The sequence below is a fragment of the Congregibacter sp. genome (assembly GCF_047617445.1).
Classification (GTDB): Bacteria; Pseudomonadota; Gammaproteobacteria; order Pseudomonadales; family Halieaceae; genus Congregibacter.
Genome location: NZ_JBLGBE010000035.1, coordinates 13,157 through 30,857, shown reverse-complemented (window position 1 = coordinate 30,857; position 17,701 = coordinate 13,157). Strand labels below are relative to the sequence as shown.

The following is a 17,701-nucleotide window of genomic DNA, read 5'->3' as shown; positions in this document are numbered from 1 at the left end:
TGTCGTAGCCCTTGTCCGCGTCCAGAAGATACTGAGAGAACTTGGTCGCCTCGCCAAAGCACAAAGGCAACACACCTGTTGCCAGTGGATCCAGGCTCCCCGTATGCCCAGCCTTAGCAGCGGTATACAACCACTTGCAGCGCTGCAAAGCCTGATTTGAGCTCATGCCCAGGGGTTTATCTAGAAGAAGGATGCCGGAGATTGTTCGACCGCGGCGCCGACGCGCCATTCTTAGTCAGCCTCTTCCTGGTCACCAGCGACATCTTGCTCAGCTGCTGTGTCGGCAGTGTCGTCTTTGTCCGCATAACGTCGATCGTCGGCAGACCTGGCGCGATGAATCAGTGCCTCAAGATCACGACCACGGCCAACACTACTATCAAAAACAAAACGCAGTTTCGGGACGCTACGCATCGACGCGTCCCTGGCAAGGGATGAGCGAAGAAAACCCGCAGCTTTGTTCAATACATCGATGCAAGGCTTGGCGTCTTCGGCGGTATCAGAGTCCAGCAGCGTAAAGTGGACGCGCGCATGGGAGATGTCCCGACTCACGTCCACCGCTGTGATACTGATCATACCTAGGCGTGGATCACGCATCTCGCGCTGAATAATCAGCGCGAGCTCGCGACGCAGGTAATCACCTACTCGCTCCGTACGACTAAATTCTTTGGCCATAGCGTTACGCTAGCTGCGACAGACTCTTTAGAGACTGCGCGCTATCTCACGTACCTCAAACACTTCAATCTGATCGCCCGCTTTGACATCGGTGTAGTTCTTAACGCCAATACCACACTCAACCCCATTACGAACCTCGCTTGCGTCATCCTTAAAGCGACGCAGGGACTCAAGCTCACCCTGATAAATCACGACGTTATCGCGCAGAACACGGATAGGCTTGGAACGGTACACCGTACCCTCGGTCACCATACATCCCGCAATCTGACCAAACTTTGGCGACCGGAAAACATCCCGAACTTCCGCAATGCCGACGATTTCCTCGCGCATCTCCGGAGGCAGCATGCCAGAAAGAGCTTGCTTAACATCGTCAATCAAATCGTAAATCACGTTGTAATAACGCAGATCCACGCCCTCAGCCTCAACCAGTCGTCGCGCCGAAGCATCCGCTCTCACGTTGAAACCAAACACAACGGCCTCAGACGTCATTGCAAGGTTGATATCTGTCTCGGCAATACCACCCACGCCGCCCGATACAATGTTGACCTGAACTTCGTCATTGCCCAACTCCAGCAATGCGGATTGCAGTGCCTCGAGGGAACCCCGAACGTCGGTCTTAACCACAACATTGAGCGTTTTCTTTTCGCCTGCGGTCATGCTTTCAAACATATTGTCTAGCTTGGCAGCCTGCTGACGCTGCAGCTTGGCATCGCGCATCTTCTCCTGACGAGAGTCAGCCAGATCTCGAGCACGCTTTTCGCTTTCGAGTACCGCAAATTGATCGCCGGCATCGGGCGTTCCGTCCAGGCCAAGGATCTCCACCGGAATACTCGGACCGGCTTCGTCGATAGGCTTACCGTTCTCGTCCAGCATCGCTCTTACACGACCGTAATTCAGTCCTGCCAGGCAGATATCGCCCTGACGCAAGGTGCCGCTTTGAATCAGCAGCGTTGTGACGGGGCCGCGACCCTTGTCCAGTCGTGACTCGATGACAATACCTTGCGCTGGGACATTGCGGGGAGCCTGAAGCTCGAGAAGCTCCGCCTGCAATAGAATCGCATCCAGAAGTGCATCTACGCCATCGCCCGTCAATGCCGATACGGGGATAAACTGGGTCTCACCACCCCATTCTTCGGGCACAACCTCTTTCGCAGAAAGCTCGTTTTTTACGCGATCCGGATCTGCGCCTTCCTTGTCCATCTTGTTAACGGCCACAATTAGCGGTACGCCCGCGGCCTTGGCATGTTGCACAGCCTCAATGGTCTGTGGCATCACGCCATCATCCGCAGCGACAACCAGAATCACGATATCCGTACTCTTTGCACCCCGGGCTCGCATTGCGGTAAACGCCGCGTGACCAGGTGTATCAAGGAAGGAGATCATCCCGCGGTCTGTCTCCACGTGATACGCGCCAATGTGCTGGGTAATACCCCCGGCTTCGCCGGACGCTACTTTGGCCTTACGAATGTAATCCAGAAGCGATGTCTTACCGTGATCAACGTGTCCCATCACAGTAACAACTGGCGCTCTCGGCATCTGCTCGCCTTCATGCATAGAGAGGGCTTCGCTAAGGTTGTCCTCAAGTGCATCAGCACTGACCAACTTAACAGAGTGACCCAGCTCTTCGATAACTAGCGTCGCAGTGTCCTGGTCGATCATTTGATTGATGTTGGCCATCACGCCCAGCTTCATCAGCTCTTTGATCACCGCGCCGGACTTCACTGACATCTGTTGAGCGAGACCGCTCACAGAAATCATATCGGCTATTTCTACTTCGTAGACCTTTCTCGCTGTTGGCATTTCAAATCCATGCTTGCCGTGCTCTTCGTGAGTGGACTTGCCCTTCCTTCGACCACCACGACGACGCGGTGACCCGGACTCGGCGGCTTCCAAGTCGGACAGGGACAGGTTGTGACCCCGGTGCTTGCCGCGGCCAAGAGGCTCTGCGCCCACACGGCCTCGAGCCTTTTTCTTACGCGGCTCTTCGCGACCTGGTGCAGCCGGGGCCTCGTGCAAACGTTTGGGCTTGCGCGCCGCGTCCACACTGGGTGCGGCGCGAGGTGTTGTTACCGCAGCCTCTGCTGCCTTGCGCTCTACCTCTGCTTGACGTGCAGCAATCGCTGCTGCTCGAGCAGCGGCCTCTTCTTCTTCACGCTTTTTACGGCGTGCAGCGGCGCGCTGACGCAACACTTCAGGATCAAGGTCTTTCTCATCTTCCGGCTCGGGCTCCGGCTCAGGCTCAGGAATGGGCTCTGGCTCGAGCGCAGGTGCTTCAGCCTCAACGAACTCCTCTACCAAGGGCTCTTCGATGAGCTCATCCGAGACCGCTGCTCCCATCTCTTCGCCGTCTTCCTCAGGAGCGTCACGCTTCACATAGGTGCGTTTTTTTCGCACTTCCACGTTGACTGTTTTCTTACCCTGAGACCCGCCAGCACGCAGAGTGCTGATGGTCTTGCGCTTCAACGTAATGCGCTTGGGAGCCGCCGTCGACTCACCATGACTGGCCTTGAGGAACGCCAGCAGCGTCTGCTTGTCCTCATCAGACACAGCTTGATCTGCCGCGCTATGAGGCAAACCCGCATCTTTCATCTGCGCCAATAGACGATCTACCGATGCGCCTACTGTTTCCGCCAGTTGCTCTACTGTTACCTGCGCCATCGCGCTGTCTCCTTGTGACCTGTTAACCCTGTTTCAATACCAAAAGGGTAATCAGGCCGGCTCTTCCTCGAACCAAGGCGCGCGAGCAGTCATGATCAGCTCACCAGCACGCTCTTCGGTCATATCTTCTATATCCATTAACTCGTCTACGCCCTGCTCGGCCAGGTCTTCCATAGTCACGATGCCGCGACTGGAGAGAATAAAGGCGAGATGACGGTCCATGCCTTCCATGCCAAGCAGGTCTTCTGCGGGCTCTTGAGCACCGAGTTCTTCTTCCGAAGCAATCGCCAGGGTCAACAGTGCATCCTTGGCACGAGCACGCAGCTCTTCGGCAATATCGTCGTCAAACCCACCGATAGACGTCATTTCTTCCAGCGGGACATAGGCAACTTCTTCAAGCGTCGTAAAGCCTTCATCTACCAGAATGCCTGCGACATCCTCGTCGACATCCAACTTATCCATGAAGGTTTGAATTACCTGTCCAGCTTCAGCTTCCTGCTTCTCAACTGCCTCATCAACGCTCATCACGTTGATAGTCCAGCCCGTGAGCTCACTGGCAAGACGTACGTTCTGACCAGCACGGCCGATCGCCTGGGCAAGATTGTCCGCGGCTACAGCGACATCCATCGTGCCATTTTCCTCGTCGACAACAATCGACTCCACTTCCGCCGGTGACATAGCGTTGATCACCAACTGTGCAGGGTTATCGTCCCAAAGCACGATATCAACCCGCTCATTATCCAACTCATTGGAGACCGCCTGAACTCGCGACCCCCGCATGCCGACACACGCACCTACTGGATCGATACGTTGGTCGTTAGTTTTTACGGCGATTTTTGCGCGAGACCCTGGATCCCGAGCGGCACTGCGAATCTGTATGACTTCTTCAGAAATCTCAGGCACTTCGATTTTGAACAGCTCGATGAGCATTTCCGGACAAGCGCGGCTAAGAATCAACTGGGGACCCCGAGTCTCCGTGCTGATCTCCGTGAGAATGGCGCGCACACGATCGTTGATCCGGAATGTTTCCCGGCCTACCAACTGCTCTCGCGGCAGCAAACCTTCAGCGTTATTGCCAAGGTCCACAATAACGTTATCGCGGGTGACCTTCTTAACGGTACCGGCAATTAATTCACCTACACGACTCGTGTACTGCTCGACGACCTGAGCTCGCTCAGCATCACGAACTTTCTGCACGATAACCTGCTTCGCAGTCTGAGCAGCGATACGTCCGAAACCGACGTTCTCAATCTGCTCCTGATGCACATCTCCAGGCTTAAGCGACTCGTCTGCCTCAATAGCCTCTTCAGTCGTGAACTGCGTACCCAGCAGTGCCAGCTCGTCATCGGGAACCACCAACCAGCGGCGTACTGTCTGATAATCGCCGGTTTCACGGTCGATGGTGACCTCAATATCGGCGTCTTCGTCGAATCGCTTCTTGGTGGCCATAGCCAGCGCGGATTCTATGGCCTCAAAGATAATGTCCTCGGACACACCTTTTTCGTTCGACACCGCTTCCGCTACTAGCAATATTTCTTTTGTCATCGCTCTCAAACCTCGTAACAACAACCTCGGGGGTCGCTCATATACGCAGCGTCAACTGCGCCCGGTCCACGTCGCCGTAGGGCAACAGATACTCGTGGTCATCCACGAGCAACACAATATCTCCATCTTCGACACCCCGAAGAGTGCCCTTGAACTTGCGACGCCCCTCAAAGGGACTACGCAAACGCATTTCTAATTCTTCGCCTACATAGGCCGCGTACTGCTCTAGTCTAAACAGCCGCCGATCAACCCCGGGAGACGATACTTCTAATAAATACTCACCGCTGATGGGTTCCTCAACATCGAGGACGGCTCCAACCTGCTCGCTTACTGCCGCGCAGTCAGTAACCTGTACACCGTTTTCAGACTCTATATATAGCCTTAAAACACTATGTTTGCCTTGGATCAGATATTCCGTACCCCAAAGCTCAAAACCTAATGCTTCGACTGTTGGTGCGAGCAATGTCTGCAGTTTGTTTTCTTTCGCGCTCATCGCTTGCCTCCTATATTTAGGTCTTCGCCCATCGGGAACCTCGCAAGCAATACGAATGCGAAGCCAATAAAAAAGCCCCAAAAGGGGCTTTTTTATCACACCGTCTGTCATTGGAGCTGACGATGTTGTTGGTAGCGGGGGCCGGATTTGAACCGACGACCTTCGGGTTATGAGCCCGACGAGCTACCAGGCTGCTCCACCCCGCATCAAAACTTTTCTCTGCTAGCCAACTCTAATGCGATAACGCTTAAGCGCTTTCACTTTAGGCCTTGACTCGCGGGACACTCCCTTTAGCTGCCCCCGTGAGAGGCCGCGTATTATAGGTGCGGCCAACACGTCGCGCAAGCGCTACCTTGCTTGCGATGGCCAGTTAGGCAAATTAAAAACCTCTCTGACAACTATTGGTGCCGAAGGGGGGACTTGAACCCCCACGCGCATAGCGCACTACCCCCTCAAGATAGCGTGTCTACCAATTCCACCACTTCGGCAATTTTCTAACGGGGCTGCGGAAGATCCTCCTGCACAGTCCCTTCTTCGGTTCCGAAACCATCAACACTCATTGTTGGCATGCTGTCATCCACTACGGGAAGATCGCTCTCGGTCACCGGTCGCATATCATCCACAGCTTCGATGTCTCCGTCCAGTGTTGCAGACGCGGAATTTGTCGGAACCGGTATCGCAAACTCATCTACGGCAGAGGTCTTGTTCTTGGCGATGATCGCCAGACCAAAGCTTGTCACAAAAAACAAAGTGACCATCCAAGCGGTAGCTCGAGTCAGCACATTGCCCCCACCGGTGCTACCAAAAACAGTCTGGGATGCTCCAGCACCGAAGGATGCGCCAGCATCTGCGCCTTTACCTTGCTGCAGGATGATCAGGCCGATAATCGCCAGGGACAGCAACAAATGCGTCACCAGTACCAGCTGTTCAATCAATTGCGCACTCATGTACTAAACCTCATTGCAGATGCGGCCAATCCGCTATCTGCTTGTTGTATTCTGGCCGCCTAAGCAGCCCTCACAATTGCGGCAAACTCGCCTGCATCCAGTGACGCTCCGCCTACAAGCGCGCCGTCAATATCAGCCTGTGCAAACAGCTCTGCCGCATTGCCCGCCTTAACACTGCCTCCATAAAGGAGACGCAATGCTGCTGCGTTTGTCGCATCAAGATCACTCACTACGTCTCGTATAAACGCGTGCATGTCTTGCGCTTGCTCCGGCGAGGCCGTTAAACCTGTACCGATAGCCCAAACCGGCTCGTAAGCCACCGCCAGCCCCCGCAGGTCAGGCAAGTCACCAAGAGCTCCCAATAACTGGGCCTTTACTACGCCCTCTGCCTGCCCCGCCTCGCGCTGGTCCTGCGTTTCGCCAACACACAAGACCGGTGTAAGGCCTGCGCGTTGCGCAATACTGAGCTTTGCTGCCACCAGAGCATCAGATTCCTGATGATACTGTCGACGCTCCGAGTGACCGACAATGACCCACTTACAGCCACAATCGCTAAGCATCTCTGCAGACACCTCCCCGGTATACGCGCCCTGTGCAATATGACTGCAATCCTGGGCCCCGAGCATTACGTCGCTGGAACGAAGCAATTCCGCAAGCTGCCCCAGATAGGCAAACGGGGGACACAGCACACACTCGGCGCGATGCTCTTCAAGTTGCGCCAGAAACGCATCGACAAGAGCCTGATTAAAGGCGCCTTTTCCGTGCATCTTCCAGTTGGCAATTACCAGCGGCTGTCGCATACCTACCAGCTCCGCGTCGCGAGGGCGCGCAATACTACCCAAGCTGCCTGCTCGGGGCAAGAAAAGAGCGTGGTCACTTTCACAAAGACCTAAGACCGGTGGTGCCCCTCAAGCGGCGGCCATAAGATCTTCAACGGTCTGCGCAAGAGAATGGCAAAGCCGATTCACTTGCTCCTCGTCACGACCCTCGACCATTACTCGAATCACCGGCTCCGTCCCGGACGGCCGCAAAAGAACGCGGCCTGCGTCACCCAACTCGCCTTCTACCTGCGCGACCGCTTGGATAATGCTGGGCTCCGCCTCAACATTCACGCCGGGGATTACGCGTACATTAATCATGGTTTGAGGAAAAAGTGGCACGTCGGCCAGAATATCGCGAAGACTCCGGCCAACACCTCGCAGCGCCTTAAGCACCTGCAAAGACGAAACGATGCCGTCACCTGTGGTCGTCACATCAGAGCAAATGATGTGCCCTGATGACTCTCCACCCAAGTGCCAGGACTGCGACTCCATCATCTCACGCACATAGCGATCACCCACCTGCGCCCGCACAAATTGCAGACCCTGCTCCCGAAGCGCCGTCTCCAAACCCAGGTTCGACATTAAGGTGCCAACGACACCTGAGTCCGACGTACCTTCATGCAAACGATGCATCGCTATGACATAAAGCAACTGATCTCCGTCGACCGTTGAGCCCTGATCGTCGACGAACAATACTCGATCGCCATCCCCATCGTAGGCTATACCCAAATCACAATTGTGCCTGAGCACTGTCTCGACAAGGCTCTCCATATGCGTGGAGCCCACACCTTCGTTGATATTAAATCCGTCGGGAGATACCCCAATTGAAATCACCTCGGCACCCAACTCAGACAACACACTGGGGGCGATGTGATACGTCGCGCCGTGCGCGCAATCCATAGCTATACGCAGACCTCGAAGACTAAAACCCTCGGGCACCGTGGCTTTGCAGAATTCAATGTAGCGGCCCGCCGCATCCACGAGTCGCTGCACTTTGCCAATGTCGTGGGACTCAACACAGCTGAGCGGCTGATCAAGCTCAGCCTCAATAGCCAGTTCAATTTCGTCTGGAAGCTTGGAGCCCGTCGCGGAAAAAAACTTAATGCCGTTATCAAAATAGGGGTTGTGCGACGCACTGATCACGATGCCGGCGTCAGCGTTTTGAGTACGAGTCATGAGTGCTACGGCAGGTGTCGGCATTGGACCCAAGAGCTTTACGTCCACGCCCGCGGCGACCAGCCCTGCCTCCAGTGCTGATTCAAACATGTACCCCGACACCCGGGTGTCCTTACCGATGATGACGCTGCAGCGGCCCTGCCCCGACATAAGGCGAGTAAACACCCTGCCACAGGCCCAACCCAGCTTCAGCACGAAGTCCGGTGTTATCGGCGACTCCCCAACCAGTCCGCGTATGCCATCGGTCCCAAAAAAACGTTTTTTCATGGCGTCTGAACATCCTTTACAGCCTGAAGAATTCGCAATACGTCGGCAGTTTCAGCAACATCGTGCACGCGCAAAATAGACGCGCCGCCCTGAGCTGCAAGCATCGCCAATGCGAGACTTCCCGGGAGACGATCATCTACACCACGGCCGGTCAGTTTAGCAATAAGCGACTTGCGTGATAAGCCTGCCATCACCGGAAAGCCCAGCAGAGCAAGCCGCTCCAGCTGTGCAACTAACACGAGATTGTGCTCAAGCGTTTTGCCAAACCCAAACCCCGGATCAATCACAATCTGGGATCGGGGTATTCCGACCTCAATACAATCGTTGGCGCGAGCCTCAAGAAATACCTGCACCTCGGCAAGCACATCGCGATACTGCGGCGCCTGCTGCATTGTGTCGGGCTTGCCTTGCATGTGCATAAGACACACGGGCAAGCCTAGTTCCGCGGCGACCGCGAGTGCGCCATCTCGCTGGAACGCTCTAACATCATTGAGCAGTCCGGCTCCCGCAGCGGCCGCTTCACGCATCACTGCCGGCGAACTGCTATCAAGAGACAGCACAACGCTGCATTCACGACTCAGGACTTCGAACACGGGTAGCACCCGATCCAACTCTTGCTGCCCCGATACAGGCGCCGCACCGGGTCGTGTGGACTCACCGCCGATATCGAGAATTTTTGCGCCGGCATCGATCATGGCAAAAGCCTCGCGACGTAGAGCGTCAAGATCAGCTTGTCCATTGGCAAACCAACGGCCACCGTCAGAAAAAGAGTCCGGGGTTACGTTAAGAACGCCCATGATGATGGGCGTAGAAAGATCAAGAACGGTATCGGCACAACGCAAGGTTGTGCCGATACTCTTAGCAGAGTTCAAAAGACCGCGTCGAATCCGTCGAGGCCTTAGTGCTCGCCCGCAGGCCCACCAATGGGGCCGCTGCGATCTGCAGTATCGGATCCTGCTGCTGACGATGACGATGAGGAACCAGAGTCACTGTCGCTATCGTTCTTGCTCCAATCCGCTGGCTCGCGTGGCGTGCGCCCCGACATAATGTCGTCGATTTGATCGGCATCGATAGTTTCGTAGTGCATCAACGCATCGGACATGAGGTGCAGCTTATCCACGTGCTCTTCCAGTATGTCCTGTGCCTTGCAATAACACTCATCAATGATCCGACGTACTTCGGTATCGATTTGCTTCGCCGTTTCATCCGACATTGCCTTGCTCGCCGGTGCCCCACCGCGTCCCATGAAAACCTCGCCACCGCCGTCGTCATACAGCAGTGGACCCATCTTCTCGGACAGGCCCCACTTGGTGACCATATTTCTGGCAATCTCGGTAGCGCGCTGGATATCGTTGGATGCGCCAGTGGTAATGCCGTCCGGGCCCAGGGTCATTTCCTCGGCGATCCGACCGCCAAACAAGCTGCATATCTGTCCGATAATGTGCCTGCGACTGTGCGAGTAACGGTCTTCTTCGGGCAGGAACATCGTTACGCCAAGGGCGCGCCCCCGGGGAATAATGCTCACTTTATAGACCGGGTCGTGCTCTGGAATGACCCGCCCCACAATCGCATGCCCCGCCTCGTGATAAGCCGTGTTGCGCTTTTCGTCCTCGGACATCACCATGGACTTGCGCTCGGCGCCCATCATGATTTTGTCCTTGGCAAGCTCAAACTGTGTCATGCCCACTGTTCGCGATCCTGTGCGAGCCGCGAAAAGCGCTGCCTCATTCACGAGGTTAGCCAAGTCAGCACCGGAAAATCCGGGCGTACCTCGAGCTATCTTGGATGCCTCTACATCTTCTGCAAGCGGCACTTTGCGCATGTGGACTTTCAAAATTTGCTCCCGACCGCGAATATCGGGCAGACCCACAACGACCTGCCGATCGAAACGGCCCGGACGTAGCAGCGCAGGATCGAGTACATCAGGTCGGTTGGTTGCTGCGATCACGATAACGCCATCGTTCACTTCGAAGCCGTCCATCTCAACCAGCAGTTGGTTGAGCGTTTGCTCACGTTCATCGTTCCCGCCGCCCATACCGGAGCCACGGTGGCGACCCACCGCATCTATTTCATCAATAAATATAATGCAGGGTGCCTGCTTCTTCGCCTGGTCAAACATATCGCGCACCCGCGACGCGCCGACACCGACGAACATTTCGACAAAGTCCGAACCGGAGATTGTAAAAAATGGCACTTTGGCTTCGCCTGCAATCGCCTTAGCGAGAAGCGTTTTACCCGTACCAGGTTGCCCCACCATCAGGACGCCGCGGGGAATTCGTCCGCCAAGCTTCTGAAACTTACCGGGGTCACGTAGAAACTCGACGAGTTCCTGCACCTCTTCTTTAGCTTCATCAACGCCGGCTACGTCGGCAAAGGTCGTGGTGATCTGATCCTCGCCCAGCAGCTTGGCCTTACTCTTTCCAAAACTCATAGGGCCGCCACGACCGCCTGCCCCGCCCTGCATCTGGCGCATAAAGAACATAAACACCGCGATGATAATCAGGATCGGGAAACTAGCGACAAGGAGCTGAGTCCACACGCTTTGTTGCTCGGGCTCTCGGCCTTCGACTTCAACCTGGTGCGTCAGCAGATCATCCATAAGCTTGGGATCGTCGACCATCGGTCGCGTCGTTTCGAAATACGACCCATCGAAACGCTCACCCGCAATGGTTAGTCCATCAATAACGACTTTGCGAACCTGGTCGCTCTGGATCTCCTGAATAAACTCGGAGTACACCACACGCTCTGTGGGGTCCTGCATGCTGAAGTTGTTAAAAATCGACAGCAGTACTGCAGCTATTACCAGCCACAAAAGCAGATTCTTGGCCATATCGTTCAAAATCGTTACCTCATTGCCGCGGCGTTTTGGAAAACTACCGCCATATAATCATCGACTGTTGGAGCGTTAAACTGCGCGCCGCCGGGCAAGCCTGCCCAACCATTGCCGGTCTACCAGTATAGCGGTTTTTACGACGCGCCCCCTTGTTGGGCCACGACTCCACTGGGCTACTCTCCAGGCTCCGTCACCAAACGGCCCCGAGCCACCAGATACACTTCTCGGGAACGCGGCCTCGAAGCCGTTGGCTTACGAGTCAGAACTTTTTCGAACTGATCCCGAGTCGCCTTGAAGAGCTCATCAAAACCCTCGCCTTGAAACACCTTGGTCACAAAAACACCCCCTGGAGCCAGGACACGACAGGCCATATCCAACCCGAGCTCAACCAGATAAATCGACTTTGGCTGATCTACTGCACTCACTCCACTCATGTTGGGGGCCATATCGGAAATTACAAGGTCCACCGAACTTTCGCCTAACTCCGTCAAAATTCTCTCAAAAACAGCATCCTCCGTGAAATCTCCTTCAACGAAGTCGACCCCCGCAATACTATCCATAGGCAGTATGTCGGACGCTATTACTCTTCCTTTATCCCCCACGAGAGCTGCCGCCACCTGAGACCAACCTCCGGGAGCACTCCCGAGGTCCAAAACAGTCATGCCTGGCCGAATCAGGCGTTCGCGCTCCTGCAGCTCCAGTAGTTTGTAGCAGGAGCGGGAACGATAGCCGTCGCGCTGCGCCTGCTGCACATAGGGGTCCTCTCGATGCTCCCGCAACCATGCCTTGCTGCTGGACCGCTTTTTAACCATGGTCTATTCCTGAAAATCTCGATTTGGGTCCCGCTGGAAGTCTAGTGTAGACTCCGCGCCCCGCTGACTTCTTCGGTTTACCCTAGCATGACCCGCAAAACCAACACCCGCCAACTACGCGCCATCGGCCACAAGCTCCACCCGGTCGTAACTATCGCCGGCAAAGGACTCAGTGAGACCGTACAACTGGAACTTGAACGCGCCCTGACTGATCACGAGCTCATCAAGATAAAGCTGGCGGTAGGCAGCCGTGAGACACGTGATGAGGTGCTTGCGCAGCTTCTTCAAGATAGCAAAGCTGAACTGGTTCAGCGCATTGGTAATACCGCGCTGTTGCTACGACACAGCCCACAGCCCGACCCCAAAAAATCTAATCTGCTGCGCGTACTCTCCTAAGCAAGACGCCCGGAGCTAACTTGCGCTGCTAAAGGTGGCGCACCTGATCAATCTCATATTCCCGATCACCACCGGGAGCGCGTACAACCGCCACGTCCCCTTCCTGCTTGCCAATCAGCGCCCTGGCGATCGGTGAATTCACCGAAATCAGGTTTTGTTTTGCATCAGCTTCATCGTCGCCAACGATTCGGTAAACGACCGATTCATCGTTACCCAGGTTAATCAGGTCCACAGTTACGCCAAAAATCACTCTCCCCGTGCAGGGGATCGACTTCACGTCAATCACCTGAGCATGTGAAAGCTTGCCCTCGATATCCATAACCCGCCCCTCAGCAAAGCTTTGCTGCTCTCGTGCGGCGTGATATTCGGCGTTTTCCTTAAGGTCACCATGCTCTCGGGCCTCAGCAATCGCCTGAACAATTCGCGGACGATCTACCTTTTTTAACTGATCAAGCTCTGCGCGCAAGGCTTGCTCACCCTGCGCCGTCATCGGCACCTTACTCATTACTGCATACCCCTGTGGAGATCCTGGAGACGGCGTACCGTCTTATCCCCTTCTCGCTGCAAGGTCAGGCATATAGCCTCGGCCGCAGCAAGTGTCGTTGTGTAAAACACCCGGTGTGCTTCCGCACTGGCGCGAATGGGCGCCGAATCAGCAATCGCCCGTCGTCCTTCCGTGGTGTTAATAATAATGTCTGCCTCGTCATTCTTGATCATATCGACGATATGGGGCCGCCCCTCAAGTACTTTATTCACCCGGCGTACTTTCAGACCGGCGGCTTCCAGCGCATCCGCAGTACCTCCGGTCGCAGCCAGACTAAAGCCCAGTGCAACCATCTGCCCGGCGAACCTGACAGCGCCGGGTTTGTCGACGTCCCTTACGCTGATCAGGAGCGTACCGCTTCTCGGGGGAGGATCACCTGCTGCCAGCATCGCCTTAGCGAAAGCATCGGCAAAACTATCGCCGGTACCCATGACTTCTCCGGTGGACTTCATCTCCGGCCCCAAAATCGGATCAACACCGGGGAACTTGTTAAACGGCATCACCGCTTCTTTAACGCTGAAAAAGTCAGGCACAATCTCTTCGGTAAAGCCCTGATCCACCAGGCTCACTCCGGCCATGCAGCGCGCTGCAATCTTGGCCAAAGAGGTGCCGATGCACTTGGACACAAAGGGCACTGTGCGCGACGCACGGGGGTTGACCTCAATGACATAGATTTTTTCGTCCTGCCAGGCGAGCTGCACGTTCATCAGGCCCTTCACACCCAGCGCAAGCGCCATTTGCCTGACCTGCTCGCGCATTTCGTCCTGAACGTCTGCAGGCAAGCTATAGGGAGGCAATGAGCATGCCGAGTCTCCCGAGTGCACGCCCGCCTGCTCGATGTGCTGCATGATGGCGCCGATAACAACCTGCTCACCGTCAGACACAGCATCGATGTCGACCTCTATCGCTGCACTCAAAAAGCTATCCAGAAGTACCGGCGCGTCGTCACTAACCGACACCGCTTCGCGCATGTAGCGAAGCAAATCTTCTTCGCGATAGACAATCTCCATCGCGCGACCACCCAGAACATAGGAGGGACGAACTACCAAGGGATAACCGATGGTCCGAGCCGCCTCGATGGCCTGCTCAACGCTACGAACCGTGGTGTTGGCCGGCTGCAAAAGACCAAGCTCTTGAATAAGCTGCTGAAAGCGCTCCCGATCCTCGGCGCGATCGATCGCATCGGGTGTCGTGCCGATAATGGGCACCCCGGCAGCCTCCAATGCACGGGCCAGCTTCAACGGCGTCTGGCCACCAAACTGAACGATCACACCCTTGGGCTGCTCTTTTGCGACGATCTCGAGCACGTCTTCCAGCGTGACCGGCTCAAAATAAAGCCGATCAGAGGTGTCATAGTCCGTAGAGACAGTCTCAGGATTACAGTTGACCATAATGGTCTCATAGCCATCCTCACGCATCGCCAGCACAGCGTGTACACAGCAGTAGTCAAACTCAATGCCCTGTCCGATCCGATTTGGCCCGCCACCGATCACCAGAATTTTGGGTCGATCCGTAGGGTCTGCCTCGCACTCTTCGTCATAAGTGGAGTACATGTAGGCCGTGCTGGATGCAAACTCAGCAGCACAGGTATCCACGCGCTTGTACACCGGACGGATATTCAGGCCCTGCCGATGCTCCCGCACCACCGCCTCTTTCACATTGAGTAGCGCTGCCAAACGTCTGTCCGCAAAACCTTTACGCTTGAGACGATAAAGCCGCTGCTTGTCCAAGTCCTCCAGAGTGCCCGCGGCAACAACTGCTTCATCCCGGACAATGTCTTCAATCTGGACGAGGTACCAGGGATCTACACCAGAATGTCCATACACCTCATCAACTGTCATACCCAGTCGAAAGGCATCCGCTATATGCCAGATACGGTCGGCCCCGGGATTAATGAGCTCGCTGATCAGCTCATCACTGGGCTCAACATCCTCCGGTCCCAGAAGAGACTCAAGACCCGACGCACCGACTTCGAGGCTGCGCAAAGCTTTCTGCAGAGATTCCTGGAAATTACGACCGATGGCCATGACTTCGCCGACGGACTTCATCTGAGTCGTCAGGCGTGCATCCGCCGCATTAAATTTCTCAAAGGCAAAGCGTGGGATTTTTGTGACGACATAGTCAATGGCCGGCTCAAAGGATGCCGGTGTTGCCCCGCCGGTAATGTCATTCTTGAGTTCATCCAAGGTGTAGCCAATAGCCAGCTTGGCCGCGACTTTAGCGATGGGAAATCCCGTTGCTTTTGACGCCAGCGCTGAAGATCGCGAAACCCGGGGGTTCATCTCGATGACCACCATGCGACCGGTGTCGGGACAGACACCAAATTGAACGTTCGAGCCACCGGTTTCCACGCCGATCTCACGCAATACCGCCAAAGAGGCGTTGCGCATGATCTGATATTCCTTGTCCGTTAGCGTTTGAGCCGGCGCGACGGTGATGGAATCACCGGTATGCACGCCCATGGCATCGAAATTTTCAATGGCACAAATGATGATGCAGTTGTCCTTACAGTCACGGACCACCTCCATCTCGTACTCTTTCCAGCCGATGAGCGACTCATCAATCAGGAGCTCAGAGGTCGGCGAAAGATCCAGGCCACGGAGACAAATTTCCTCGAATTCCTCGCGGTTGTAGGCAATGCCGCCGCCAGATCCGCCCATAGTGAACGAGGGACGAATAATGCAGGGAAACCCGAGGGTTTCGCGTACCGCATGAGCCTCGTCCATAGAGCGAGCAAAAGATGCCCGGGGCGTTTCCAGCCCGATACGCTTCATCGCCTTGTCAAACAACTCGCGATCTTCGGCCATATCGATGGCCTCTTTGGTCGCGCCAATCATTTCGACGCCATTGGCTTCGAGCACGCCCTCCCGGGCTAGATCCAAAGCGCAGTTAAGTGCCGTTTGACCACCCATGGTTGGCAGCAAAGCGTCCGGCTTTTCTATTTCAATGATTCGCTGAACCGTGCGCCATTCGATCGGCTCAATGTAGGTGGCATCGGCCATCGCCGGGTCGGTCATGATCGTGGCCGGGTTCGAGTTCACCAGAATGACCCGGTACCCCTCTTCTCGCAGCGCCTTACAGGCCTGCGCTCCGGAGTAGTCAAACTCACAGGCCTGGCCAATCACAATGGGGCCGGCGCCAATGATGAGAATACTTTTAATGTCTGTGCGCTTTGGCATGAGCTTATCCCGCCTGCTGCTGGATCAGGCTGATGAAATGATCGAAGAGCACACTGGGCTCGTGCGGACCGGGACTTGCCTCGGGGTGTCCCTGAAAACTAAAGGCCGGCTTGTCAGTGCGCTCGATACCCTGCAGCGTTCCGTCAAACAGTGATCGATGTGTCACTCTTAAACACGCCGGGAGTGCCTCATCGTTGACGGCAAATCCGTGGTTCTGGCTGGTAATCATCACCCTGCCATCGCGAAGATTCTGCACCGGATGATTGGCACCATGATGACCGAACTTCATTTTCAGGGTCTGGGCGCCACTGGCAAGCGCCAGCAGTTGATGGCCCAGGCAAATACCAAATAGAGGAATCCCTGATTCCAGCAACTCAGTAATCGCGGCGATGGCATAGTCACAAGGCTCCGGATCTCCCGGACCATTGGAGAGAAACACACCATCGGGATTTAATGCCAGTACATCGCTGGCGGGCGTCTGTGCCGGCACAACCGTTAGGCGACAGCCACGATCGGCAAGCATTCGCAGAATATTGCGCTTCACCCCGAAGTCATAGGCCACCACATGCCATGGCATATCCTCGGCCGCTGGATCGGCAAAGCCCGCCCCCAGTTGCCAGGTTCCTGCGGTCCAGGCGTAACTCTCACCCGTGGATACTTCCTTGGCTAGATCCATACCCTTAAGTCCCGCGAACTCTCGGGCCAGCGCCAGTGCGGCGTCGGCATCCAGGGTATCGGTAGCCATAAGACAACCATTTTGGGAACCCTTGTCCCGCAGAATCCGGGTCAATCGTCGCGTATCAATTTCGGCAATGCCCACAACGCCCCGCTCCTGAAGATAGTCATCCAGTGCCTGGGTGTTACGAAAATTGCTCGCCATTAAGGGAAGATCGCGAATCACCAGACCTGATGCCCAGATTTGTGACGATTCCTCGTCCTCGGGATTAGTGCCTGTGTTGCCAATATGCGGGTAGGTCAGCGTGACGATCTGACGGGCATAGGACGGATCGGTGAGGATCTCCTGATAACCGGTCATCGCTGTGTTAAACACGACTTCGCCAACGGAGGTGGCGGGGGCACCAATGGATACCCCATGAAACACGCTACCGTCTTCAAGAACCAGAATTGCGGGACGGGTCAATCGTTCCTCCAGGAGCGTCGGCACTCCGCTCGCAGGCTCAAAAAAAAGCGAGATGAGTCAGTCTCATCTCGCTTTTCTTGGCTTGTCAATGTACGTTAATGCCGGCAGCTCAGAATTTTATGTCGTCAAAGTATACGCCGAACGCAGAGCCCGGTCGCGGGGACGCAGTGTACAAAATCGCCTGTTTTCTGTCCATACAGATTATCCACAAACTAAG

The 17,701-nt window shown here is 55.5% G+C and carries 14 protein-coding genes, 2 tRNA genes and 1 pseudogene; 1 reads left to right on the top strand and 16 read right to left on the bottom strand.

Annotated elements, in window-relative coordinates:
* From ACI9KD_RS09910 to rlmE, 13 genes and pseudogenes are all read right to left on the bottom strand, one after another.
* Positions 1–229, bottom strand: a pseudogene (locus ACI9KD_RS09910) (tRNA pseudouridine(55) synthase TruB); the annotation flags it as partial.
* A gap of 2 nt (positions 230–231) precedes the next feature.
* A complete protein-coding gene (rbfA, locus tag ACI9KD_RS09905; RefSeq protein WP_414981004.1) occupies positions 232–672 on the bottom strand; it encodes a 30S ribosome-binding factor RbfA in 441 nt (146 codons plus the stop codon).
* A gap of 27 nt (positions 673–699) precedes the next feature.
* A complete protein-coding gene (gene infB, locus ACI9KD_RS09900) occupies positions 700–3,330 on the bottom strand; it encodes a translation initiation factor IF-2 (protein WP_414981003.1) in 2,631 nt (876 codons plus the stop codon).
* A 51-nt stretch (positions 3,331–3,381) separates the two neighbouring features.
* Entirely contained in the window at positions 3,382–4,875 is a 1,494-nt protein-coding gene (nusA, locus tag ACI9KD_RS09895; protein WP_414981002.1) for a transcription termination factor NusA, read from the bottom strand.
* Between the two features lie 37 nt (positions 4,876–4,912).
* Positions 4,913–5,368, bottom strand: coding sequence for a ribosome maturation factor RimP (gene rimP, locus ACI9KD_RS09890; protein ID WP_414981001.1), 456 nt, complete (start codon positions 5,366–5,368; stop codon positions 4,913–4,915).
* A gap of 129 nt (positions 5,369–5,497) precedes the next feature.
* Positions 5,498–5,574: transfer RNA gene (locus tag ACI9KD_RS09885), tRNA-Met, on the bottom strand.
* 196 nt (positions 5,575–5,770) lie between these two features.
* Positions 5,771–5,856, bottom strand: a tRNA-Leu gene (locus ACI9KD_RS09880).
* Positions 5,857–5,862: 6 nt separating this feature from the next.
* Positions 5,863–6,315, bottom strand: a complete 453-nt coding sequence (gene secG, locus ACI9KD_RS09875; RefSeq protein ID WP_414981000.1) for a preprotein translocase subunit SecG — start codon at positions 6,313–6,315, stop codon at positions 5,863–5,865.
* A gap of 59 nt (positions 6,316–6,374) precedes the next feature.
* Entirely contained in the window at positions 6,375–7,115 is a 741-nt protein-coding gene (gene tpiA, locus ACI9KD_RS09870) for a triose-phosphate isomerase (protein ID WP_414980999.1), read from the bottom strand.
* A 108-nt stretch (positions 7,116–7,223) separates the two neighbouring features.
* Entirely contained in the window at positions 7,224–8,579 is a 1,356-nt protein-coding gene (gene glmM / locus ACI9KD_RS09865; RefSeq protein ID WP_414980998.1) for a phosphoglucosamine mutase, read from the bottom strand.
* Positions 8,576–9,376, bottom strand: coding sequence for a dihydropteroate synthase (folP, locus tag ACI9KD_RS09860; protein ID WP_414981006.1), 801 nt, complete (start codon positions 9,374–9,376; stop codon positions 8,576–8,578). Before folP ends, glmM begins: the two co-directional genes overlap by 4 nt.
* Positions 9,377–9,477: 101 nt before the next feature.
* Complete coding sequence (gene ftsH / locus ACI9KD_RS09855; RefSeq protein WP_414980997.1) at positions 9,478–11,409, bottom strand: ATP-dependent zinc metalloprotease FtsH; 1,932 nt, start codon at positions 11,407–11,409, stop codon at positions 9,478–9,480.
* A 176-nt stretch (positions 11,410–11,585) separates the two neighbouring features.
* On the bottom strand, positions 11,586–12,224 hold the full coding sequence (rlmE, locus tag ACI9KD_RS09850; RefSeq protein WP_414980996.1) for a 23S rRNA (uridine(2552)-2'-O)-methyltransferase RlmE: 639 nt from the start codon (positions 12,222–12,224) through the stop codon (positions 11,586–11,588).
* 87 nt (positions 12,225–12,311) lie between these two features.
* Here rlmE and ACI9KD_RS09845 point away from each other — a divergent pair, with 87 nt between their 5' ends.
* Positions 12,312–12,620 (top strand): YhbY family RNA-binding protein, encoded by a 309-nt coding sequence (locus tag ACI9KD_RS09845; protein ID WP_414980995.1) that lies wholly within the window; start codon positions 12,312–12,314, stop codon positions 12,618–12,620.
* 28 nt (positions 12,621–12,648) lie between these two features.
* Here ACI9KD_RS09845 and greA read toward each other — a convergent pair whose 3' ends face one another.
* Genes greA through carA form a run of 3 tightly spaced genes read right to left on the bottom strand, consistent with a single transcriptional unit; the run spans position 12,649 to position 17,484 of the window.
* Positions 12,649–13,125 carry a transcription elongation factor GreA gene (greA, locus tag ACI9KD_RS09840; protein WP_414980994.1) on the bottom strand — a complete coding sequence of 159 codons (477 nt, stop codon included), beginning with the start codon at positions 13,123–13,125 and terminating at the stop codon, positions 12,649–12,651.
* Positions 13,125–16,343: a carbamoyl-phosphate synthase large subunit gene (carB, locus tag ACI9KD_RS09835; RefSeq protein ID WP_414980993.1), complete on the bottom strand. Its 3,219-nt coding sequence runs from the start codon at positions 16,341–16,343 to the stop codon at positions 13,125–13,127. The genes greA and carB overlap by 1 nt, the downstream gene beginning before the upstream one ends.
* A 4-nt stretch (positions 16,344–16,347) precedes the next feature.
* Positions 16,348–17,484, bottom strand: coding sequence for a glutamine-hydrolyzing carbamoyl-phosphate synthase small subunit (gene carA, locus ACI9KD_RS09830; protein ID WP_414980992.1), 1,137 nt, complete (start codon positions 17,482–17,484; stop codon positions 16,348–16,350).
* Between the last annotated feature and the right edge of the window lie 217 nt (positions 17,485–17,701).